General features: G+C 61.5%; 21 protein-coding genes. 9 read left to right on the top strand and 12 right to left on the bottom strand.

What is annotated here, in order from left to right:
* Positions 1–235: 235 nt before the first annotated feature.
* Both V5B39_RS09015 and V5B39_RS09010 read right to left on the bottom strand, forming a co-directional pair.
* Entirely contained in the window at positions 236–1,762 is a 1,527-nt protein-coding gene (locus V5B39_RS09015; protein WP_332342563.1) for a DUF1302 family protein, read from the bottom strand.
* A 100-nt stretch (positions 1,763–1,862) separates the two neighbouring features.
* The gene (locus tag V5B39_RS09010; RefSeq protein WP_332342562.1) at positions 1,863–2,711 is read right to left on the bottom strand and encodes an ABC transporter ATP-binding protein; all 849 of its coding nucleotides are present in this window, start codon (positions 2,709–2,711) and stop codon (positions 1,863–1,865) included.
* 53 nt (positions 2,712–2,764) lie between these two features.
* Here V5B39_RS09010 and V5B39_RS09005 point away from each other — a divergent pair, with 53 nt between their 5' ends.
* Genes V5B39_RS09005 through V5B39_RS08995 form a run of 3 tightly spaced genes read left to right on the top strand, consistent with a single transcriptional unit; the run spans position 2,765 to position 8,004 of the window.
* Positions 2,765–3,562 (top strand): outer membrane lipoprotein-sorting protein, encoded by a 798-nt coding sequence (locus V5B39_RS09005; RefSeq protein WP_434735675.1) that lies wholly within the window; start codon positions 2,765–2,767, stop codon positions 3,560–3,562.
* Between the two features lie 24 nt (positions 3,563–3,586).
* Positions 3,587–5,800, top strand: a complete 2,214-nt coding sequence (locus tag V5B39_RS09000; RefSeq protein ID WP_332342561.1) for an HDOD domain-containing protein — start codon at positions 3,587–3,589, stop codon at positions 5,798–5,800.
* Positions 5,797–8,004, top strand: coding sequence for a putative bifunctional diguanylate cyclase/phosphodiesterase (locus tag V5B39_RS08995; protein ID WP_332342560.1), 2,208 nt, complete (start codon positions 5,797–5,799; stop codon positions 8,002–8,004). The genes V5B39_RS09000 and V5B39_RS08995 overlap by 4 nt, the downstream gene beginning before the upstream one ends.
* 360 nt (positions 8,005–8,364) lie before the next feature.
* Here V5B39_RS08995 and V5B39_RS08990 read toward each other — a convergent pair whose 3' ends face one another.
* The 3 genes from V5B39_RS08990 to V5B39_RS08980 form a co-directional block, all read right to left on the bottom strand.
* The gene (locus V5B39_RS08990; RefSeq protein ID WP_332342559.1) at positions 8,365–9,459 is read right to left on the bottom strand and encodes an acyltransferase family protein; all 1,095 of its coding nucleotides are present in this window, start codon (positions 9,457–9,459) and stop codon (positions 8,365–8,367) included.
* Between the two features lie 212 nt (positions 9,460–9,671).
* Positions 9,672–10,304 carry a phosphatase PAP2-related protein gene (locus V5B39_RS08985; protein WP_332342558.1) on the bottom strand — a complete coding sequence of 211 codons (633 nt, stop codon included), beginning with the start codon at positions 10,302–10,304 and terminating at the stop codon, positions 9,672–9,674.
* Positions 10,305–10,306: 2 nt separating this feature from the next.
* Complete coding sequence (locus V5B39_RS08980; protein ID WP_332342557.1) at positions 10,307–11,038, bottom strand: hypothetical protein; 732 nt, start codon at positions 11,036–11,038, stop codon at positions 10,307–10,309.
* 232 nt (positions 11,039–11,270) lie between these two features.
* Between V5B39_RS08980 and V5B39_RS08975 the strand changes: the two genes are divergently transcribed.
* Positions 11,271–12,830 carry a C13 family peptidase gene (locus V5B39_RS08975; protein WP_332342556.1) on the top strand — a complete coding sequence of 520 codons (1,560 nt, stop codon included), beginning with the start codon at positions 11,271–11,273 and terminating at the stop codon, positions 12,828–12,830.
* Between the two features lie 164 nt (positions 12,831–12,994).
* On the opposite strand, the gene dsbD is transcribed toward V5B39_RS08975, so the two are convergent.
* From dsbD to V5B39_RS08955, 4 genes are all read right to left on the bottom strand, one after another.
* A complete protein-coding gene (gene dsbD, locus V5B39_RS08970; protein WP_332342555.1) occupies positions 12,995–14,788 on the bottom strand; it encodes a protein-disulfide reductase DsbD in 1,794 nt (597 codons plus the stop codon).
* A gap of 19 nt (positions 14,789–14,807) precedes the next feature.
* Entirely contained in the window at positions 14,808–15,140 is a 333-nt protein-coding gene (gene cutA / locus V5B39_RS08965) for a divalent-cation tolerance protein CutA (RefSeq protein WP_332342594.1), read from the bottom strand.
* Between the two features lie 174 nt (positions 15,141–15,314).
* Complete coding sequence (locus V5B39_RS08960; protein WP_332342554.1) at positions 15,315–15,689, bottom strand: Hsp20/alpha crystallin family protein; 375 nt, start codon at positions 15,687–15,689, stop codon at positions 15,315–15,317.
* A gap of 12 nt (positions 15,690–15,701) precedes the next feature.
* Positions 15,702–16,136 carry an Hsp20/alpha crystallin family protein gene (locus tag V5B39_RS08955; RefSeq protein WP_332342553.1) on the bottom strand — a complete coding sequence of 145 codons (435 nt, stop codon included), beginning with the start codon at positions 16,134–16,136 and terminating at the stop codon, positions 15,702–15,704.
* A 169-nt stretch (positions 16,137–16,305) separates the two neighbouring features.
* Here V5B39_RS08955 and V5B39_RS08950 point away from each other — a divergent pair, with 169 nt between their 5' ends.
* The 4 genes from V5B39_RS08950 (at position 16,306) to V5B39_RS08935 (ending at position 18,793) form a co-directional block, all read left to right on the top strand.
* Entirely contained in the window at positions 16,306–17,259 is a 954-nt protein-coding gene (locus tag V5B39_RS08950) for a DnaJ C-terminal domain-containing protein (protein WP_332342552.1), read from the top strand.
* A gap of 3 nt (positions 17,260–17,262) precedes the next feature.
* Entirely contained in the window at positions 17,263–17,565 is a 303-nt protein-coding gene (locus V5B39_RS08945; protein WP_332342551.1) for a chaperone modulator CbpM, read from the top strand.
* Positions 17,566–17,760: 195 nt separating this feature from the next.
* Complete coding sequence (locus V5B39_RS08940) at positions 17,761–18,087, top strand: PepSY domain-containing protein (RefSeq protein WP_332342550.1); 327 nt, start codon at positions 17,761–17,763, stop codon at positions 18,085–18,087.
* A gap of 91 nt (positions 18,088–18,178) precedes the next feature.
* On the top strand, positions 18,179–18,793 hold the full coding sequence (locus V5B39_RS08935) for a cytochrome b/b6 domain-containing protein (RefSeq protein WP_332342549.1): 615 nt from the start codon (positions 18,179–18,181) through the stop codon (positions 18,791–18,793).
* A gap of 196 nt (positions 18,794–18,989) precedes the next feature.
* Here the strand turns inward: V5B39_RS08935 and V5B39_RS08930 are convergent, their stop codons facing one another.
* From V5B39_RS08930 to xseA, 3 genes are all read right to left on the bottom strand, one after another.
* Positions 18,990–19,307 carry an excalibur calcium-binding domain-containing protein gene (locus tag V5B39_RS08930; RefSeq protein ID WP_434735674.1) on the bottom strand — a complete coding sequence of 106 codons (318 nt, stop codon included), beginning with the start codon at positions 19,305–19,307 and terminating at the stop codon, positions 18,990–18,992.
* Between the two features lie 166 nt (positions 19,308–19,473).
* Complete coding sequence (locus tag V5B39_RS08925) at positions 19,474–20,061, bottom strand: superoxide dismutase (protein ID WP_332342548.1); 588 nt, start codon at positions 20,059–20,061, stop codon at positions 19,474–19,476.
* 96 nt (positions 20,062–20,157) lie between these two features.
* Entirely contained in the window at positions 20,158–21,567 is a 1,410-nt protein-coding gene (gene xseA, locus V5B39_RS08920) for an exodeoxyribonuclease VII large subunit (protein ID WP_332342547.1), read from the bottom strand.
* A 485-nt stretch (positions 21,568–22,052) separates the two neighbouring features.
* Between xseA and V5B39_RS08915 the strand changes: the two genes are divergently transcribed.
* A complete protein-coding gene (locus tag V5B39_RS08915; RefSeq protein WP_332342546.1) occupies positions 22,053–22,433 on the top strand; it encodes a hypothetical protein in 381 nt (126 codons plus the stop codon).
* Positions 22,434–22,903 lie beyond the last annotated feature (470 nt).

Raw genomic sequence — 22,903 nt, 5'->3', positions numbered from 1 at the left:
CGCTGGCCTGAAGCTGGAGTGAGAAAAACAGTGAGCCAGGAGCGCGCATCTGCTCGACATACCCACATGGGAAGTTCCCGCCGGTGCGTTCAGAGCGTAATTTGGCGAGGCTTCGACCAGCGCAAGTTCAAGCCTGGCGGCATCGAGCCGGGTATCGCTTGCCGGGGAAGCACGGCTGCTGGCCTCCGAAGTCGTCGATTCGGGCAGGCCAGGCAGGGGCGTGGCGAGCGAATGGTCAGAAGTTGTAAAGGATTTCGGTATAAACGCGGTCCTTGGCGTCATAGCGACCGAAATATCCTGCCGGGGACCCCTTGAAGATATCGACACCCATCGCCAGGCTCCAGTTCTTTTCGAAATGCCAGTTCATTCGGGGTCGCAGCAGCCAGTCGGTACGGTTCAGGCTGGCGATCCACAGCGCCTGTGCCTCGAACTTGTCGCTGAACTTGTGGTTGAGCAACAGGCTGAAACCGTATTCCTTGGCCAGGGGAATGATGTCCGGATCATGGTTGAAGAAATGGTTCTGGAAAATCTGCGCGTTGATCCGGGTATCGGCAAACTGGTTGAAATCCAGACCAAGGACCCAGAGCAGCGTGTTCTGCGGTACGACCCCGTCGGCATCGGTCGCATTGGTGACCTCATATTTACGGCCGCGCGTATACACTACTTCGCCCTTCAGGACCAGCGAACCGAAATCCTTGCCTAGCGTGCCGCCCAACTGATTGATGCGGTCGTGCCTGGCCTGGTAAATCGCGGTTGGCAGGGGGTCGGGAACGATTGATCGGTAGAAGGTCGGCGCAACGTTCATGCTGCTGTAGGCAAAGCCAGCCACGTCCCAGCCATCGCGCAACACCGATAGCCGCAGTCCGTAGTTGGTATGATCAAGACCGCGCGCCGGAAATTTTTCGTTGCGGAACACCGTGGCGACACCCGGAGGGGGCGGCGGTGTGTAGACGAAAAACTCGGAACCCGGTTTGCCGATGTTGTCGTAACTGGCGACCGGGATCCAGACCAGTTCGGCGTGGAAATCGTTCTTGAAATACTCTGCCCGGGCTGCCCACTGCGGAATACGCAGGATATCGAAGGTCGGCAGGATGAACTGCCGCATGTCCTTGGCGGAAACCACGTCGCCAAACAGCAGCCCGACCATTTCACCCCAGACGATCTGCTGCCGGCCAAGGCGGAAGTCCCAGTCCCCGGCGCCAATATCGAGATAGTTCTCGCGCAGCAGAACGTTGAAACGTTGATTGTCCGCCACCGCCTGCGGATAGAAATCGGTGAAGGTATAAGTCGCGTCATAGTCGATGCGCGCTCCAAGTTTCCATTTGACCTGGTTGCCGAGATCGCCCTGCGTGCTCAGATCGACGCGGGTCATCATTTCCGACCAGTGTCGAGGCTTGGGCCAGTCATAGGCCATCACGTTCTGGATGAAGCCCTTCAAGCCCGCTGTGCGCGCTGACGACTGTTTGGCAGCGCCTGTGGTCTGCGGCGATGAAGGCTGATCGTCACCGAACAAGGATTCCCGACGGGTGGGTTGGTCTGCAGCCGCATCAGGCTCGTCGTCGCCAAACAGGCTCTCCCTGCTCGTCGGCAGGGCGTCGGCCGGTTTGGCGGCGAGCATGATGCGCGTTGGCCTGGTCTCGGAGTGGTCGGACACGTCGACGCCGGGGCGATCAATGTTGTCCGTGGGGTCACTCACTGCGACCGTCGGCCAACTCAGCAGAGCAGCAACGAAGAGACCAATGCAGTGCCAGCTAACGGTCATGGCATTTTCCGGGCACCCCCGATCATGAAAGTCATGACCGTTTCCCTCTCCCCCACGAGTGGGGAGGGGAGATTCGTGAGTCGCTGACGCGACTTTCACCTTAATTCTTCTGGACGGCATCGCTGTTCTCATCATTATGTTCCATGGTGGCATCCGAACTTTCGGCAGACTGGCTGAACCATTCCTCGTTGTCGTTGTTGAGGGGAGTTCCGGGCTTGCGATCGGGCAAGAAAATCCACTTCCCGCCGGAGGGGCGCTTGCCGAGCGTGACGACTTCGCCATCCTCGATCCGGATCTGACGGCGAGCATTGTTGATCACCCGATCATCGTGGGTCGAAAAGATGAAAGCCGTGCCTTGCCTCCGGTTGATCTCTTTCATCAGGAAGAGGATTTCCTTGCTGGTCTGACGATCGAGGTTCGCCGTCGGTTCGTCCGCCAGGACAATCGCCGGGTGGATCGCCAGCGCCCTGGCAATTGCCACCCGCTGACGCTGACCGCCACTCAACTGATTCGGGCGATTCGCCGCGTATTTCGACAGGCCGACGACATCCAGGAAATACGCGACGCGCTTCCGGCGCTCGGCGCTCGACACATCCTTGCGGTGCAGCAGGGGATACTCGACATTCTCGGCGGCTGACAACACCGGTAACAGATTGAAGGTCTGAAAGATGAAACCGATCTTGCGTGCACGCAGATCGGCCAGTTGATCAGGCGTCCGCCCACTCACGTCCTCGCCATGGATGTAGATCTTGCCGCTGGTCGGCGTGTCGATACAGCCGATCAGGTTCAGCAAGGTGGTCTTGCCACTGCCTGATGGACCTGCGATTGCCAGGAAGACACCGGGCTCGATATTGAAATGAATGTCCTTGAGGGCTTGGACTTTCTGTTCGCCAAGTAGATAATCCTTGTATACATGTTCTATGCGGACAATGGGTTCAAGCATGCTCATCGGTGACACTTCCTGCCAACCGTGTCGACGGCCAGCACAATGGGTTGAAAACTATGGAAATCATGACCATCCGCCATCTTGGTGTCAACACTGCACGGGTACTCCTGTTTGCCGCCGTCCTGGCCAGCGCCATGCCGGTGCGGGCGGCGGAGTCCGTTTTGCCGGCCGCGGGCGACGATGCCGAAGCCCGGCTGATCGTTGAAAAGGCCGACCAGGTTCGTTTCCCGACCGAAGGCTTCCAGGTGGACGTCAGCATCACGACCACCGGCAGCGGACAGGGCGCCGAGGTACGCAAGTACCGGGTGCTTTCCAAGGGCAACACCAACAGCGTCGTGATGGTCACCGAACCGGCGTCCGAACGTGGCCAGATCCTGTTGATGAAAGGTCGGGACCTCTGGGTATTCATGCCCGACGTTTCGCAACCGATTCGGCTCTCCCTCTCGCAAAGGCTGACCGGTCAGGTCGCCAACGGCGATCTGGCGCGTGCCAATTTCGCTGCCGACTACAATCCCCGGCTGCTACGGCGCGAGAAAATCGGCAACGAGGAATATCATGTTCTCGAACTGACCGGTGTCGACCGCAGCGTCACCTACCAGCGGGTCCTCTACTGGGTCCGGGACAAGGACTTCTGGCCGTTCAAGGCGGAATTCTATTCACTTTCCAACCGTCTGCTGAAGACCTGCAAATACGAGAACTTCAAGGCCATGGAAGGGAGAAAACGGCCCACCCGACTGGTCATGGAAGATGCTCTGCGCGGCGGCGAACAGTCCGTCCTCGAATATGGAAGCATGAAGCTTCGGGATCTGCCGGACAAGGTGTTTACCAAGGACTATCTCAAGAAGCTCGATTAGTGATCCCCTGCGGCCATTACCACGATGTATAGCTTGCCGGAACCGATTCGCCATGCCATGGAGTCGGGGCGTGCGCCATCGCCGCCACAGATACTGTTGCGACTCCTGCAGATGGTCGACGATGACGGCACGACCATGGCCGAACTGGCCAGCCTGGTCGAGCAGGATCCCGGCTTGTGCACCCGCGTCCTGACCGCGGCCAACTCATCCGCGCTCCGGCGCGGCAATCCCCTGCGCAGCATCGAGAGCTGCCTGCTGGCACTCGGCACCCGTCTGGTTCGTTCGATCGCGACCTGCCTGTCGGTTCAGAGTCTGTTTGACGAACGAACCGCTACGCGGGCGGTCGATCTGTCAGGGTTCTGGACCCACTCGCTGTTGGTTGCCGAGTTGTCCCGCAGCCTGGCGGTCGCCACCCGCTATCAGCAACCGGACGAAGCTTATCTGGCGGGCCTGCTGCATGATGTCGGGGAACTCATTCTGCTTTCGGCCCTGGGCGAGCCCTATCTGAAGCTCCTTGCGACCTGTCCCGATGAAAGCGCTTTGTCAGAAATGGAAAAAGAACGCTTTGGTGTCGACCATGGCGAAATCGGCACCTGGCTCGCCGATCAGTGGCATCTGGATTCATCGTTTGCCGATGGCATCCTCTTTCACCACCAGCCGGCCGAGCAGATGCTGACCGGCACGCATCTGACCCAGGTGGTGTGGCTGGCACACGCGCTGGCTTGCGACGACGAGGTGAGCGAGGAACTCGGGCAACTCGCCGAGCAGATGTTTGGCAACGCCAGCAGTAGCCTCCTGAGTACCTTGCGTGCTCAGGCAGCACAACGAATGTGCATGCTTGCCGAGGCCCTCGGCATGACGCTCCAGGAACGGCAGGCCGGTGGCAGGAGCACCAGCCTGCCGCGCGTACTCGGCATGGACCCCCGATCCGTGCCCGATACCCATAGCCAGATTGCTCACATCATCGGCAACCAGGCCCTGATGCAACCCTTGCAAGAGGATCTGTTCGCGCTCGATAGCGCGGCCGAAGTGTTTTCCGGCTTGCGTGCGTCGGCGCGCATCCTGTTTGACCTGAACCACCTCGCCTTTTTACTCTGCGATCCGCTGGACGGCCGGTTGACAGGCCAGGGCATCGCCGAACAAGCGCCTGTTTTCAGTCAGGTCAGCATTCTTCCCGAGGAACAGCGAAGCCTGGCGGCAGCGGCGGCGCTCAGCAAGCAGATCCGGTCGTCGTACGATCGTGATCCGCCAGCGGCGAAGTCCCTGATGGACCTGCAGTTTGCCCGGGCTTTTGCGAGCAACGGCCTGTTGTGCATTCCGATGATCGGGCGTGGAGGAACGGTCGGCGTCATGGTGGCCGGCCTGAGTGCAGGCCAGTTCGCCCGGTTGGGTCGCCGTTTGCCTGGTCTGGCGAACTTCGGACGAATTGCCGGCAGCAGTCTGGAAAGTTGGCGCGCAGCCCAGGATGTCCGAGCCCAGATCGAGGACGCGGTTGCCGAGCGTTTTACTCGCCAGGCCAGGCACATCGTGCACGAAGCGGGCAACCCGCTGACCATCATCAAGAGCTATCTCAGAATCCTGAGCGCCAAGCTGCCGCAGGCAGCCGAGGTTCGCCACGAACTGAACATCCTGAACGAAGAAATCGAACGAGTGGCCGGCATCGTGCGACGCATGCGCGATACTCCCGAGGTGCAGGCTGATGAGCACACGGTCGACCTCGGCAAGTTGCTGCGCGAACTGCTGCTGCTCTATCGCGAGGTGCTTTTCGATTCGCGGGGCATTGTCGTCGAAACGCTCCTGCCAGCACAGACCGTCCGGATTGCCTGCGATCGCAATAGCCTCAAACAGATTCTCCTCAACCTGTGGAAAAATGCCTCCGAAGCCCTTGCCCGAGGGCAACGCTGCAGGATTTCGCTGACTGACGACATTCAGCATCAGGGGCGGCACTTCGCCGAGCTGAAAATCGAGGACAACGGGCCTGGCATCAGCGAAGAAGCGATGCGCCCGCTGCATCACCCAGCCGACGTCCGCAGCAGAGGCAGCCGCGGTATCGGGCTGTCGATCGTCGGCGCACTGGCACAGCGCCTGGGAATCCCCGTGATCTGCCGCAGCAAGCCAGGTTTCGGAACCATGATCGCCTTGCTGTTGCCCATCCCGGAGCGCACGCCCTCTCTGGGCGGTGGCCAGCTACAGCAGAAGACCGTCTCGTCGCCGGACACCTCTCGGGAGCAACCATGAAGGCCATCGCAAATTTCGACTTTTCGCCACAAAGTCTGGACATCCAGGAGACCCCCTGCAAAATCCTGATCGTCGACGACGAGGATCGGATCCGGGCAGTCTACCGGCACCTGCTTGCTGGCGAGGGGCGCCTCATCGAGGAGTGCGGCACCGGCCAAGAAGCCTGCCATCGTCTTGAGGAGCGCGACGTCGATGTCCTGATCCTCGATCTCAATCTGCCCGACATCAATGGGCTGGACATCATGGAATGGATGCTGCACCAGCATGTGCCGACGGCGGTGGTCGTCTTCAGTGGCGACGAGTCGATCGACTCGGCCATCCGTGCCATGCGCCACGGCGCTTTTGAATTCATCCGCAAGCATGGCGATCCCCAGGAACTCATCGACACCGTAGCCCGCGTCCTGCATCGCCGTCGGATCGAGCGGGAACACGCCCTGATGACGGTTCGCCTCGAACAGTCCGAACGTTTGCATCGCTTTCTGGTGGAACAGTCCCCGGATTTCATCTATACGCTCGACAAGGACGGCCTCTTCATTTTCGTCAACGGCCGCGTGCAGGCCATGCTCGGCTACACCCGTGAAGAACTCCTGGGCAAGCATTACTCGACGATCGTTTACCCGGACGATCTGGAACATGCCCGCTTTGTTTTCAACGAACGGCGAATCGGTGACCGTGCAAGCACCAACGTCGAAATCCGGCTGCAGACGAAAACCCGGGGAGTGCGCCATTTCGAAAACCGGACCATCGTGACTATCCTCAGCGCACAGGGCATCTATACTGCCAATGGGGAGCCGACCGACCGGCAATTCAGGGGGACTTCGGGCGTGGCACGGGACATCACCGACCGCAAGAAAGCCGAGGAAACGATCGCTTTTCAGGCCTTTCACGACCTGTTGACCGGTCTTCCCAACCGGATCCTGTTCAAGGATCGACTGGGGGTTGCCCTGAAGCAGGCGAAACGGAAGAACAAGCGGGTGGGGGTGATGTTCATCGACATCGACCGTTTCAAGCTGGTCAATGACACCTATGGCCATCACGAAGGCGATGAGCTGCTCAAGTGTTTTGCCGAGCGCAGTCGCAGCTGCCTGCGCTCGGGAGATACCCTGGCTCGCCAGGGGGGCGACGAATTCACCGTGCTGCTGCCCGATCTGGGGAATGGCGAGGATGCTACGGTCATCGCTGCCAAGATGCTGGCCGAACTCAAGCGACCCTTCAAGGTGGCCGGTCTGGATTTCTTTACCACCGTCAGCATCGGCATCGCCCTCTACCCCGACAACGGCGAAACCCCCGAGGTGCTTCTGCGCAATGCGGATATCGCCATGTACCAGATCAAGGGACGCGGCAAGAACGGCTACCTGCACTATGCGCCAGAGATGCACAGCGGCCACAGCATGCGCCTCACGCTGGAGGGCGACCTGCGGCAGGCGCTGGAAAGCGGCGATCAATTCGAACTCCATTATCAGCCACAAGTCAGCTTCAGCCAGCGGCGAACCATCGGAATGGAAGCCTTGATCCGCTGGCATCACCCGCGCCATGGCCTGATGATGCCGGACACCTTCATTCCCCTGGCCGAAGATACCGGAATGATCGTTGCCCTCGGCGAATGGGTCATCGACCGGGCACTTTGCCAGTTGGCGTCCTGGCGCAGCAAAGGATTCACCCGTCTGCAACTGGCGATCAACCTCTCGCCGAAAGAACTTGAACGCGGCGACCTGCCCGAGCGGATCATGCGGCGTCTCGACACCTACGCGATTCCTGCGGCGGCGCTCGACATCGAGATTACCGAGACCCTGCTGATGCACGACGCCGAGAAAAACATCAGCACGGTGAAGCAATTGCGCAACTGCGGGCTGCGGGTTTCGATCGATGATTTCGGGACCCGCTACTCGTCGCTCAACTATTTGCGCCGTTTTCCGATCAACAGCATCAAGATCGACCAGTCCTTCGTCCGCGACCTGAACCCCGACAAGCAAAGTTCAACCTCGATCATTCACGCCATTGCCTGCATCGCGAGCAGCTTCGACTTGCGCATTCTGGCCGAAGGCGTTGAAACCGAAGCCCAGCGGCAAATGCTCAGCGGTCTGGAGTGCGATGACATGCAGGGTTTTCTATTCAGCCGGCCGCTAGCCGCCGCCGCGTTCGAGAACTTTCTGACCAGCGGTGGCTTCCCGGCACTCGACCGAGCGACTGCCACGCTCATGTGAAAGGCAACCTTGCGGCTCGCCAATCCACGCTTTCGCAAGCAAAGGGAGGGAGGTCGACGATTTTGAACAGTGCCCGGAGAGAATTTCTGCATGCAACCATCCTGCCTTGCTCATGCTGCGGTCTCGCTCGACGATCCGATCATGATCGATTGGGCCGGGCCCTCAGGATGACCACTCCCTGCCAGAGCATTCGGAACTGCGGGAGCGCCGCGAACGCTTCACGACGCCACGATCGAATACTGAATCAATGGCAGCGCCCTCGATCTCCTCAAGCGGCTCTTCATTTACCTTCCGGAAGAGCGTTTCTCGGCCTTCGCCCCGATCATTGCCGAACGCTGGAAATGCTGCATGCCCTGACCGCTAGCGAACGGGCGCGCCCTGGTCGGGTGTCGGGTCGCTCGCTGCGGTGGCAGCGAGCGAATCGCCAGCGAGGTAATGGCTGCTGCGCAACAGAAAGCGTTTTTCAACCAAGTGCCACATGGCCAGGGCGCCCATGCCCGTCAGGAGAATCAGGGTGGCCAGGAACCAGCCGGGGCGGTCACGCAGCCAGTCGCCCTGTACCAGCAGCTGGATGACCGGAAAATGGATGATGTAGACGCCATACGAGAAATCACCGTACTTGGCGAAATTTCCCACGTACAGGAACAGCGCGAAGAAAACGACCACCGTGGCAAGCGCCAGGGGTTCAAGGAGTGGTAAGGGAAAAATCGTATTGACCGCAAGCACCAGGGCTGCGGCAAGGAGAAACCAGACCGGGTAGCGCTCAAACAGCGGCAGAAAGTAATAGAGGAAAGCCCCCGCCATGAAATACGAGAGTTGCCCCGGCAATTGGCGAGCCAGTTCCAGGTAGATTCCGGAACCGGTGCGCTCCGCGGCAGTGGCCAGCAAACCGACATAGGCAAGCGACAGGCCATAGGTCAATACGAGGACGGGCAGACGCGCAAATCGCCGAAAAAGGAAGACAAAGAAAGGCACCATCAGGTAGAACATCACCTCGATCTTGAGCGTCCACAGCGCGCCGTTGACCGCTGCCAGAGGGTTGGATTCAAAAACGCCGGGCAGGCCTGGTTGCAGGAAGTTCAGGAAGAAGAGGTTGGCCAGAACATATTTGCCCCAGGCCAGGGAAAAATAGCCCTCTATCCCTTGCGAACCGACTGCAGGCAGGGCGACTGCGCAAAGCATGACGACGGTGAAATAGGCCGGGTAGATTCGCCGTATGCGCTTGCGCGCATAAGACGCCAGCGATGACGAGCGTTCAAAGCTCATGAACACCAGAAAACCGCTGACCACGAAAAACCCCTTCAGCGCCGATGCCGGAGACAAGACGCGGGCAAGCCAGGCGAGTTGCGGGTACCCGGAAAGATCGTAAGCGTGCACCAGACAAACGGTGGCCGCGAACAACAGCCGCAGTAGATCGAAGTTGTTCCGGGTCAGTCGCGGGCTGTCGTATGGCAAGACGTCATGCTCCTGTGCGGGAGGTTGTCCGTTGGTATCGGCAGACCCATGGTAACTCAACGGTCATGGCTTTGTCAGACACCTCCGGTGATCAAGGGCAGGGCTGTTTCCTTCATTCCTCGACGCTTTGCCTGCGAGCGGGCCAGGAGAGGTTCGTGATCCGTCGCGACGACCTTCACGGGTCATTGACGGCAGCGGATATTCCAGCCGCCTCACGCTGCCAGACCCGGCCAGAAGGCGACGCCGACCATCAGCGCGGCGAACAGTCCCGCCAGCACGTCGAGAGTCCAGTGCGCGCGCAGCACGATCACCAGGAGCATTTGCAGCAGAGCCAGCCCTATTCCGCAAAAAGTCAGTACCGGAATGTTCAGGGTGGCGATCTGGATGGCCCCGTAGACGGCCAGCGCGGTATGCCCGGAAAAAAAGAAATCGTTGCCGACCGCGTAGGTGACGAAGAGCGAGGGAAACCCTGGGTCGCGCCAGATGATTCCCGGCGGTGGCGGCAGCGCGACCACTGCCTGACTCAACTGGCGCAGGGCGAACAGGCACAGCAAGCCCCAGAAAGGAGTGAAACTCGGGCCGAGAACGGCGTAGCCGAGGACGAACAGGGTCACTGCATCGATTCCCAGCGAGCTGCCGATCAAGGCTGCCCTGGCCGCACTCGGATGTTCGTGCAGCCAGGCGTTGCCGCGAGCCGTAAGCCGGTGCAGTTGGTCGTGGATGCCTGCACCATCGAGATCGCGGGCGCCGATCAGGCGCTGGGTGAAGAACCAGGCCAGCAGGCTGCCAGCGATCGCCAGCAACCGCAGCGCGATGGTTTCCCAGGCAGGCAGGTCGGTGAGCACGTTCAGTTCGCACCGTTGCCGGCCGCCGCGTCGCGCTCCAGCTCGACACGCTGGGCGGGAATCCCGGCCCAGGTCTCGCCGGCTGGAATGCGGGTGTTGGGCAGGACGAAAGAACCGGCCAGAATTTTGGCCTTTTCGCCGACCTCGACGCCGCCCATGACTATCGCGCGCAGCCCGATGGTCGCGCCGGCGCCGAGCCTGACCGGCGCAATCACCAGATAGCCGCCCTGCGCATAATGCGCCATGATGCTTGCCGAGCCGCCGATGGTCACTCCGTCGGCCATTTCGATCAGTGACGGGTCGGCGATGGCGGTCGAATTGATGGTCACGTTGCGCCCGATCTTCATTCCCATCAGCCGATAGTAGAGTTGTGCGAAAGGTGAGGGTGTCACGAATTCCAGGAACGAATAACGAACCACCAGCGTCAGCGTGCAATGCACATACCAGCGCAACGCGGTCAGGGAGACCGCCGGGCCGCGATAGGGTTGCAGCCGCCCGCCGAGCAAAAAATTGAGCAGCGGCGCGACCATCAGCAGCGTCAGGCCGTAGGCGAAATAACTGGCCGCCAGCGCCAGACCCGTCAGCGGATAACGCCAAGCCGACGCGCAAGTCAGCAGAGAGGGTGAGAAAACCTCGCCAAACAGCCACACAGCAACCCCGAGAGAGAGACCTGCCGCAACCATGGCGAGGGCGATGAATGGCAGGGGGCCGATGAGGGCAAGGAGTCTTTGCATGGCAGGAGGTCGAAAATCAGTCGCGGGCTTCGTCAGGTCTGGTGCGGCGACAGGGACAGCAAGGAAGGTGGTGTCACCACGGCATGCGGCAAGTTTAACCTATGGGCCAATTCGCGGATTGACCTTGGTTGAGGGCGCCCCGTATACTTTCTGGGGTGCCTTGGGATGTTCTGTGCTTATTCGCGAGGCGAGCTCACCAAGGTGACCGTCTGCGCCCTCTCCGGGAGAAGCCATGCCAGCGTCCATCGAACCACCCGACCCCGCTACGAAGGCTTCGTCCTCCCCCTCCGAAGCCTGTGACGTAGCCGCCAACCGGCAGCCGGTCATGCACGACGGCCTCCTCTTTTCTGACACCGACCCCCTTGCGCACGCCACCTTGGCTGCCCCTGCGGTACCCGTCGCTCCGCCAGGCGTCTCGGTCATTCGCTGGCTGCACGAGGGAATGCGCTCCGCGCTGCTGCTCCAACCCCGCTGGCAGCGACTGCATGCGCACCCGCTGGCCATTCTCGTTCTGCTGGCATTCGGCGTTCTGCTGACGCTGGGAGTGCAACGCCTGTGGATCGTCGGGCCGGCGAGTTTCAACTGGTCACCGTTGTTGACCGGATGGCTGCTCCCGGCGGCCACGGCCTGGGTCTGTTATGCGCTGCTGCATCGGACGGAAGCTGTCGCCGCCACCGTTGCGCCCAGCGCCGCGCACCTTTTCTGCCTGCTGATGGCGCAAGGGGCTTGGCTGTCGGCCCTCTTCGGCCTCGCCTGGGCCGCCGTCGCACACAGCGGCGACGGGGGAGCCTCGCTGATGCCGTCGGCACATTGGGCGTTATGGACCGGCACCTGGATCTGGCTGGGCCTGGCGCAGACGCTGACCCTGTGGCGTGGCGCCCGGCGCAAGGGGCAATCGCTGCTCCTAGCGACGATCCTGCTCGCGCTGGCCATTGCCGAAAGCGAAGGCGAACGCGATACGATGTGGATTGCCGATGCCTCAGCCACGGCATCGGATCAACGCCTGGCACGACTCCGCCTGACACAGGAACTGATGGAGCGACAACCGCAGTTGCTCGGCGAACGCTTGCAAGCACTTCAGCCGCAACGCAAGGGCGTGATCGAGATCTATGTCCTGACCTTCGCACCCTACGCGCACGAAGACGTCTTCCGTCGCGAAAGCGCGCTCGTTGCCGACGTGCTGGAGCAGCGCTTCGACGCCGCGGGACGCACGCTGCAACTCATCAACCACGTCCACACCAGTACCGAATGGCCATGGGCGACGCCACTGAACCTGCAACGGGCGATCCGGCACATCGCGCGGCTGATGGACAGGAACGAGGACATTCTCTTTATCCACCTCACCTCGCATGGTGCCCAGGACGGCGAGTTATCGGCGAACTTCTGGCCGATGAGCGTCGACGCGGTGACGCCACAACTGCTCAAGACCTGGCTCGACGAGGCCGGCGTACGTCATCGCGTGGTGTCGGTCTCGGCCTGCTATTCGGGAAGCTGGATCCAGCCGCTGCAGGGCGACGGCACCCTCGTGATGACCGCCGCCGACGCTGAACACACCTCGTACGGCTGTGGCCGCAAGTCGGAGCTGACCTACTTCGGCAAGGCCGTGTACGATGAACAGCTGCGTCACGCAACGCGTTCGTTCGAGCAGGCGCATGCCGCCGCGCGAACGCTGATCGACGAGCGCGAGCAACAGGCCGGCAAGAACGACGGCTATTCCAACCCGCAGATTGCCGTTGGCGACGGCGTACGCAAACAGCTCGAAAAGCTGCGCCGACGACTCGAGGCTGGTTGAGGGTGAGAGTCCATCCCTTGATCAGGAAGGTGAATATCGACGCCGCATCAGCGATGGGCTGTGAAAATCGCGTCAGCCACTCACGAACCTCTCCTCTCCACTCTTGGGAGAAGGGAAACAGCCATGACCTTGATGGTCCGGGGTGCCTGGAAAAGTCATGACCGTTAGCCCAAACGTGAGAGCAGGCCGAGAAATTCCTCGGCGTTCTGGAAGCCGACGACGCGAACGCCTTCGATCTCCCGGCCATGCCGGTCGAAAAAGATCAGTCCGGGTGGACCGTAGAGCTTGAAGCGTTGCAGTAGTGCCTGGTCGGCCTCGGAGTTGGCCGTCACGTCGACCTGCAGCAAGGTCCAGCCCGCAAGCCTCGCCTGGACGCGCGCATCGGCAAAGGTGAAACGTTCCATCTCCTTGCAGGATACGCACCAGTCGGCATAGAAGTCGAGCAGCACCGGCCGGCCAGCCGCCGCAATACGGGTTTCGAGTTCGGTCAGTGAGCGCACGCGCGTGAACGCCAATGGCCTGGTTTCGCCACTTGCCGCGTTACCGCGCAATACCGACAAGGGTTGCAGCGGGTCGCGCGAGCCGGCCAGTGTGCCGAGCAGCATCGCTGCACCGAACAGCAGCATGACAATGCCAATGCCTTTCCAGAAACGCTGCCAGCCTTTGGCGTGCGCTGGCAGGGGGTCGAGCGCGTGCAGGTAGATCGCCGGAACGATCAGCAGCAGGGCCCAGGCCAGCATCTGCACGACCGCCGGAAGCACGGGTGAAACGAGCCAGACTGCGGTGGCCAGCAGGATCACGCCAAAGGTTTTCTTGATCGCTTCCATCCACGCGCCGGACTTCGGCAGCAGCGTACCGGCCGACATGCCGACGACGAGCAGCGGCACGCCCATGCCGAGGCCCATCGCGAACAGCGCTGCTCCGCCGAGCGCGGCGTCACCGGTCTGGCCGATGTACAGCAGAGCGCCCGCCAGCGGTGCAGCGACGCAGGGGCCGACGATGATTGCCGACAGCGCGCCCATCGCCGCGACGCCGGGCAGCGAGCCGCCATGCAGGTGTCTGGCTTCTTCCGAGACCTTGCTTTGCAGAACGGTGGGCAGTTGCAGCTCGTAGAAGCCGAACATCGACAGCGACAGCAGCACAAAGATCGCGGCAAAGCCGCCCAGCACCCAGGGGTTCTGCAACGCTGCCGCCAGCAGTGTGCCGGTCAGCCCGGCCGCGACCCCGGCCGCGGCGTAGCTGACCGCCATGCCGATGACGTAGGCCAGCGATAGCAGGAAGGCACGCGCGTGCGACACGCCATGCCCGTCGCGGCCCGAGCCGACGATGATCCCGGAAAGAATCGGAATCATCGGGAAGACACAGGGGGTCAGCGACAGCAGCAGCCCAAAGCCGAAAAAGCTGCCGAACAGCACCCAGAAGCCGGCGTTCCTGAACAACTGCGCGATGCGTCCCGACTCGTCGGTGGCCACACCCTGGCTCGGCAGGGTCGCCGGCGGCGGTCCTGCCGGCGCAGTGGCCTGATCGGGCAGTTGCAGGCTGAGCTGCTGCTGCTGCGGCGGATAGCAGATGCCGGCATCGGCACAGCCCTGCGAAGTCACCTTGAGGATCAGCGGCAGTGGTCCCGAAGGGTTGCGCTCGACCGGCAGGCGGATGACCGCCTGATCGTAATACACCTCGACCCTGCCGAAGGTTTCGTCGTGTTTCTCCTTGCCCGGCGGCAGAATCGCCGTGCCGAGCTGAACCGTCGACGGCTCGGCAACGAAACGGAACTTGTCGCGGTAGAGATAGTAGTCCCTGGCGATTGCGAAGCGCACTTCGATGTTTTGTCCGTCGATCGCGCGTGCGCTTGGCTGGAAGGCGACGGCCGGGTCGAGAAACTCGTCGGCGGCTGCCAGCGTGCTCAACAGAAGGGTGAGCACGAAAAAGAACGGTGAGAGGAGCAGCCTGCGGGTCATGGCGGGAGTCGTGCAGCACTCAGTCGGGGGCGCGCGTTTCGCTGTCCACCCAGGCGAGGTACGCCGGCAGCCCCTGCACCACGGGCAGCGCGATCACTTCCGGCAGCGTGTAGGGGTGGTGGCTGCGAATCGCCATTTCGAGTGCCGGGTAGCGTTCGCTGCTGGTCTTGATCAGCAGCGGCACTTCGTCGGTCGCCTCGATGGTTCCCTGCCAGCGATAGACCGACCGGCATGGCGCCAGAATGTTCACGCAGGCCGCCAGCCGCGCCTCGACGAGAGCGTTCGCCAACGCTTCGGCAGCAGGTCGGTCGGGCAGACTGGTCAGGACGAGCAGGGTGGTCACGGAGCGAATTCTACTCCTTCAGGTCACCGGCACGTTCGGCGTTGCGCCTGTCGGGTCGACGAAAAACAGGTCGGGTGCGCTGCGCTGACCCGACCTGGGAGTCCTGTGCGGTCTGAAAGACGTGGATGTCGTCAACCGCGCTCACTCAGGCTGGTGGAGTGATGACCCGGGAAGACCTCACCCTTATGCCAACCTGACCTCGACTTTACGCGGCTGTGCGTGCTCTGCCTTGGGAATCGAGAGCTTCAGTACGCCGTTTCTGAACTCGGCGCTGACCTTGTTGGGGTCGAGTTCCTTCGACAGGGTAAATACCCGCCGGTAGCGGGACAGGCTGACTTCGGCGTGACTGGCCTCGATGCCGCCGGGCATTTCCAGGTCGATCCCACCCTCGATCGTCAGGGTGTCGGCTTCCACCTGCAGATGAAGCTTGTCCCTGGGCACTCCAGGCAGATCGGCATACAGGGTGATTCCCGAAGCGTCCTCGATGACGTCGACCGGCGGGAGCAGGGTCGCTTCATCGCTGGGGCTCGGTTTCGTGACTTGGCTGTTGTCGGACATCTTCGATTCTCCTTATTGAATGGTGATCCGGCGTGGTAGCGCAGACTGCTTGCGGGCGATGCTGATGCGCAGCACGCCGTCGGTGTACTTCGCGTCGACGAGGTTGGGATCGATGTCATCGGGTAGCGTCACCACGCGCCGGAAGCGACCCTCGAAACGCTCGTCGATATGCACCGTGGCGTCTGTGCCGGGAACTTGCCGCTGGCGCTCGCCGGCGATGATGAGCATGCCTTTCTCGATCTGGACGTCGAGACTGGCTGCGTCGATGCCGGGCGCGAAGGCATAGATTTCAACGGATTGCGGCGTGCCCCCGACGTTCATCGCCGGGAACCCGCCGCGGGCGATGCCGCGAATGCTCGGAGAAAGACGAAAACCCTGCTGCATCTCACGCTGCAGCCGATCCAGTTCCGCAAACACGTCGCGGGGAAACAGAGAGCGATGGATCATGTTGAATCCTCCATATAATGAATGGGCGAGAGCGCCACCACTGGCGCTGCATTGCACAATTGGGGGCGGTTCGACAGACTTCAATATCGATATGCCGTTTCCTGGTTCGCCGCGCTTCAGCAGGATGGGTCGCCGTTGTACGATCACTCCTGTCGATTGAGGATCATCTATGGAATTCAAGGACTACTACCAGATTCTCGGGGTTCCGCGCGACGCCACTGCGGAGGAGATCAAGAAGGCCTTCCGAAAACTGGCGCGCAAGTATCACCCGGACGTTTCCAAGGAAGTGAATGCCGAAACACGCATGCAGGAACTCAACGAGGCGAACGCGGTACTCTCGGACCCGGAAAGACGTGCCGCCTACGATCAGTTGGGACGTGGCTACCAACCGGGCCAGGAGTTTCAGCCGCCGCCCGATTGGGATGCCGGCTTCGAGTTCTCGGGGCGGGGATTTTCGCCCGGCGAGGCAGGTGATTTCTCCGACTTCTTTGCCGAACTGTTCGGTCGTACGCGCACTGCACACGCTTTCAATACCGGTCAGCGTGGGCACTTCCAGGCACGCGGCGAGGATCATCACGCCAAGGTACTGCTCGATCTCGAAGATGCCTTTTCCGGAGCAACCCGGCAGATTTCGCTGCGCGCGCCGCGCATCGACGCACAAGGCCGCGTCGTGCTGGAGAACCGCACGCTGAACGTCAAGATCCCGCAAGGCGTGCATGCCGGTCAGGTGATTCGCCTGGTCGGGCAGGGCGCACCGGGGATCGGTGGCGCGCCGGCCGGGGATCTGATGCTGGAAGTGCGCTTCAGGCCGCACCCGCGTTTTCGCGTACAGGGCCGTGACCTGCATCTGACGCTGCCGGTGGCGCCCTGGGAGGCCGCCCTGGGCACGGTGGTGACGGTAGACCTGCCGCAGGGCAGCCTCAGGGTACGCATCCCCGAAGGCGCGCAAAGCGGCCGGCAATTGCGGGTGCGCGGCAAGGGCATTCCGGGCGCACAAGCGGGTGATCTGCTGCTCGACATCCAAGTGGTGCTGCCCCCTGCCGATACGGCCAGGGCGCGCGCACTCTACGAAACCATGGCACGGGAACTCGCTTTCGATCCGCGCCAGCAAGGAAGGAACTGAGCCATGCGAGACGAGGAAATCCTGATCGGCAGCCTGATGGACAGTAGCTGGCTGACCCTCGAACAACTGGCGGCAGCCTGTACCGTCGAACCCGGCTGGCTGCTGCGCCACATCGAGGACGGGCTGTTTCCACACGCCGAGAGCGTTGCCGGCGTATGGTGCTTTTCCAGCCACAGCCTGCTGCGCGCGCGGCGCATGCGGCAACTCGAACGCGACTTCGATGCCGTTCCCGAACTGGCTGCGCTGATGGCGGACCTGCTCGAGGAACTGGACGAACTGCGCGCCCGCCTCGGGGTTGCCGGGTGATTTTGCCGGGCGTTGTCCGCTGGCGTCTGCCGGCTGATCGGCGAGTGCCAGCTCAACAAGCGGTCCTAAGATTGGATTAAGGATGTCGCCATAGGATGGCGTCCGTGTTTGCGGTGCCGTTCAAAGCACCGGGATCGCAGACCGAAACTTTTCACCATTTTCACCAATCTTCACTTTCCATGAAGGACCGATCAGATGAACAAGCCCAGAGTATTCACCGCCGCCGCCCTGTTGGTCATCGCCAGCAGCCTTGCCGGCAGCACGTTCGCCGCCGACAGCAAGACCGCCGCCCCGGCGGCCACGGCACCGGTCGCCACCACTGCCCCGATGCAGGAAATCAGCAAGGAACAGGCGGTCGAAATGGCTCTCAGAGCGCACCCAGGCACGGTGACCAAGGCCTATGAAGACACCAAGAAGGGCAAGAAGACTTGGGAAGTCAAGATCAACGGCAACGACGGCAAGAAGTGGGAAGTCCACTACGAAATCAAGACCGGCACTCTGGTTGCCGAAGAAAGCAAGTAAGCAGTCGCTCTTCGTCAGTTTTCTCCGATCCACTCGCGCGCTTTCCTGCTGCCGGCAGGAAAGCGCTGTCAGAAGCCGTTCACACGACCTCATGAGCACGCCAACCGATTTGACTGAAATCCCTGTCTGGGACCCGCTGCTTCGCCTGTTCCACTGGACGCTGCTGCTCAGTTTCTGCACGGCTTATCTTTCGGAAGGGGAGCCGTTCGAAGGTCTCCAGGACCGATTGGACGGCGAGTTGCTGCAGATCGTGCATGTCTGGGCGGGCTATGTGCTTGCTGGACTGTTGCTGTTTCGGCTGCTCTGGGGCTTCGTCGGCCCGCGTTATGCCCGCTTCAGCGACTTCGTCCATCGCCCCGGCGAAATCCTCGCTTATCTTTATGGGGTGCTGACGCTGCGTGCCCCACGTCACCTCGGACACAACCCCGCCGGCGGGGCGATGATCGTCGCCATGCTGCTGGCCTTGACGGCGACCGTCGTCACCGGCCTGGCGCTGTACGGCGCCGACAAGGGGCTGGGACCGCTGGCGGGAGGGTTCACCGGGAGCAGTGACGACCTGATCGACGCCATCAAGGAAGCCCATGAAGTGGCCACCAACGGCACGCTGCTGCTGATCGCCGGCCACTTGATCGGCGTTGTTTGGGAAAGTCTTTTGCACCGGGAAAATCTGGTGCGCGCAATGATCACCGGCCGCAAGCGTCTCTGAAAAAACAGCTTGCAGCGATGGCTTGATGCCTGCATAAGGGGATTTCCACGAATGGCGGTAGCACGTGTCATCGTGTCACGGTCAGCCCCAGCCCGATATGATGAAGGGGGTACCGGCGGCTCTGCGGTACCCTGTCCCTGGGATCAGCGCCGCTTGTTGGGCTTCGTTCCTCAGCCCAACAAGCGGCTACTGATGCTCATCTACACCACTGTTTTTCACACGGAATACCATCATTGTTTCCGTCCATCTTTGTGCCAGGGCAATTCCTCAAGAAATAAGTCGCCTCCGCACATGAGGTCATCTGAGCACAATGGGTCCGGCCGTCGCATTTGAACTGGGATGAGGCGGTAGCCTCGCTGTGGGCGGTAGCGTCGCTGTGCGAAAACCCTGCCCTGCCTTGTGTACTGTCCATCGTGCTCTGATCGGCTAGCGTGTTGATCCGCGAATGCTGGTACTTGACGTACCCTTGCCAACCAATGACGGCGACAATTACGAGAAGGATCAGTCGCTTCATATGCGTGTCCAGATGATCCGCGCGTTCTAACCAGTAGATAGGCGAGGAGTGAGCGAGCAATGCTGCAGATCGGCCGCACAGCAGATGTATTCACCACTTCCAAGTCGCGGCTTCTCCGACGCTGCGGCGTGGCGCCAATGTCAGTACGACCGCGACACCATGGTGACTAGCTGGCGAAGTTTTGCTCGGCGAAGCGCCAGTTGGCGAGGCTGCCGAGAAAGGTTTCAACGAACTTCGGGCGCAGGTTGCGATAGTCGATGTAGTAGGCATGCTCCCAGACGTCGACACACAGCAGGGCCTGGTCGCCGGTAGTCAGCGGCGTGCCGGCTGCGCCCATGTTGACGATGTCCACCGAGCCATCGGTTTTTCTGACCAGCCAGGTCCAGCCCGACCCGAAGTTGCCAACGGCGGAAGCCTGGAAGGCCTTCGCGAAATCCGCGAAGGAACCCCATTTGGCGTCAATGGCGGCGGCCAGGGCGCCAGTCGGTGCACCGCCGCCATTGGGTGTCAGGCAATTCCAGAAAAAGGTGTGGTTCCAGACCTGCGCCGAGTTATTGTAAATTCCGCCTGCCGGGGCCTTCCTGACGATCGCTTCGAGGTCGAGTGCCTCGTATTCACTCCCCTTGATGAGGTTGTTGAGGTTGGTCACGTAGGCCTGGTGGTGCTTGCCGTAGTGGTATTCCAGGGTTTCCTGCGACATGTGCGGAGCAAGGGCGTCGATGGCAAAGGGGAGTGGCGGTAACTGATGTTCCATGGATGTTCTCCGTAAGGCTCGTTATGGGGCGAAATAAGGACGACGTGTCAACCTGTCGCGAAAGTTTCTTTCTGCATTCTGCCTGGCTGCCGGATTCTAGTCGGGGCTGGTGGCGCTGGCAATGGCCGGTGCTGCGAGAGCCATGCCATCGTCTTCGGAAACGGTCAGTACCGCCGCCTCGGCGCGTCCACGGTGGAAGAAGACAGCGATCTGCTGCCCAGGTTCCAGGATTTTGCTCTCGCGAACGATCTGTCCCTGTCCGTTGCTGACAACGCAGTAACCGCGGTCGAGTACCGCCGCCGGATTGAGGTGTGCGAGACCGGCCGCCAGGCGGGTGAGGTCGGCGCAGTTGGCCTGCACGGTCACCTGCCAGGCGCTGCGCATCCGCGTTGCCAGCGCTTCGAGGTGGCCGGCTGGGCGTGCCAGATCAGGGCGGATCAAGAGCAGGCGACGGGTAATGCAGGCCAGCGTCGCCCGTGCCTGCATGCTGGCCTGCAGCAGGCCGGTGCCGAGACGGCGCTGCAACTGCTGCAGATTGTCCCGGTGGCGGGCCAGGTACTGCGACGGGCGCTGCAGTCGGTGCGCAAGCCAGTCCAGGTGCTGGCCTCGCTGGTCGAGGTTCTGATTGATCTGGCGGCGCAGGGCAAGTCGACAGGTGGCGAGGTGGGCGAGCAGTGCGAGCTGTTCGGGTGCCGCCAGCTCGGCGGCAGCGGTGGGGGTTGGCGCACGTTGATCAGCAGCAAAATCGGCAATGGTGAAGTCTGTTTCATGACCGACCCCGCTGATCACCGGCAGCGGGCAGGCACGCATCGCCCGTGCCACGGCCTCGTCGTTGAAGGCCCAGAGGTCTTCGATACTGCCTCCCCCTCGACAGACGATCAGCACCTCGCATTCCCGACGCTCGCCAGCACAGCGTATGGCTGCGGCGATCTGGACGGCCGCGCCGTCACCCTGTACCGGTGTCGGGTAGATGACGATGCCGACCTGGCCGGCGCGGCGTTTGAGCGTGCTCAGGACATCGCGCAGCGCCGCCGCCTGCAGCGAGGTGACGATGCCGATGCAGCGTGGGAACGCTGGCAGGGGGCGCTTGACGGTGCTGTCGAACAGGCCTTCGCGCGCCAGCTTGTCCTTGAGGCGAAGAAATTGTTCGTAGAGGTTGCCGACACCAGCGCGACGAGCCGCTTCGACGTTGAGCTGGAAATCGCCGCGAGCCTCGTAGAGCGTCACCAGCACGCGCGCTTCGATGTGCTGACCGTTCTCCAATCGCCAACCGAGCAGTTGCGCACGGCTGCGGAACATGACACAACGGACCTGCGCGACGCTGTCCTTGAGCGAGAAGTAGACATGTCCGGAAGATGCGTGGCTGAGGTTGGATACCTCTCCAGCCACCCAGCAGAGGGGAAAAACCGCTTCGAGTCGCTCGCGGGCGAGGCGATTGAGCAGGGAAACGGGAATGGCCGGCAGCGGTGTGGGCAGGTCGGCGCTGTTGGAGAGAAGGTCTGACATGTGGGAATTCTACAGGGCAGTCGGCGTCTTGCGCAGCCAATGTGGCAGGCAGGGCCTCCCCCGTTGGCCGATGCGGAGCGATCGTCACTGGCCTGCGCGCTGCCCGCTTTCCCGGCAGGCAAAAAACATCTTCCTGGATAAGCACTTGGCCGTTTCACCAACAGGCTAGTGGCATGCTTATCCACAGATTCTGTGGAGAGAGTACGGTTGGCAATGCAGATGCTGGAAAACTTCGGGGCTTCAGCAGTTCTCATTTTGAAGCGGATCCGCTAAATGGTGCGGTTTGAAGCTTTGGAAGAGGACGCTATGAGAGGACGCTATGGAGAGGACGCTATGGCGATTCAAAGAGCCTGTCGGTTCTAACGGGCAGCGCGGTGGCGGGGCAGATCCGGGCCACGTTTGATGGATTTGAGGATCGGCGACGGGGAAAGAACACCCCGTACAGCTTGAGCGATGCAGCGCTGAGTGCGTTTTCGGTTTTTTTCATGCAGAGCCCTTCCTTCCTGGACTTCCCGCGGACGATGCAGGAAACACTCGGAAAAAGCAACGCGCCAACGCTGTTCGGGGTGTATCGGATTCCCTGTGACAATCCCATTCGTAGCCTCCTGGACGCGGTGGCGCCATCGTCAGCCTACCCGTTGTTCCCCTTCATTTTTGACGGCTTGCAACAGGCGGGGATCATGGATCGCTACCGGGCGACGGGGCAGCGCCTGCTGCTGGCGCTCGATGGAGTGGAGCATTTTTCCTCGCGAAATCTCCACTGTACGAGATGCTCAACGCGTGCTCATGGGGACTGCCCCCCTTATTCCCACACGGCGATTAAGCCGGTTCTGGTCTGTCCCGGACGAGACAAAGTCATCCCCTGACCTCCGGAGTTCATCGTTCCCCAGGACGGTGATGAGAAACAAGACGGTGAAATCAACGCCTCGAGGCGTTGGCTGGAGCGAGAGGGGGCGCGCTATGCGGCCTGGGACGTCACGATTCTCGGTGACGATCTGTACTGCCATGAGCCGTATTGCCGCGATCTGCTGGCGCGTGGATTCGAGTTCATTCTGGTCTGCAAACCCACTTCGCACTCGTTGTTGTATGAGTGGGTGAACGATCTGGCACGCACAGGCGACGTGCGCACCGTCATCGTTCGCCGCCGGGTCGGCCAGCGTTGGCTGACAGAGACCTATCGCCAGGTCAGCGACGTGCCCTTGAGAAATGGTAACTGCTCAGGTCCCCATTTTGGGTGGGACGTGGTTCAGGCGAACCGAGGCTGAGGAGTCTTCCCTTGGAAAGTCAGGGTGAGTGCGTGGAAGAGATTGGCTTGCTGCTTGTGCATGGTGGCGAG

Source organism: Accumulibacter sp., from assembly GCF_036625275.1.
Lineage (GTDB): Bacteria > Pseudomonadota > Gammaproteobacteria > Burkholderiales > Rhodocyclaceae > Accumulibacter.
Note: the sequence above shows the minus strand (reverse complement) of the source record. Positions and strands in the feature narration are given on the sequence as shown.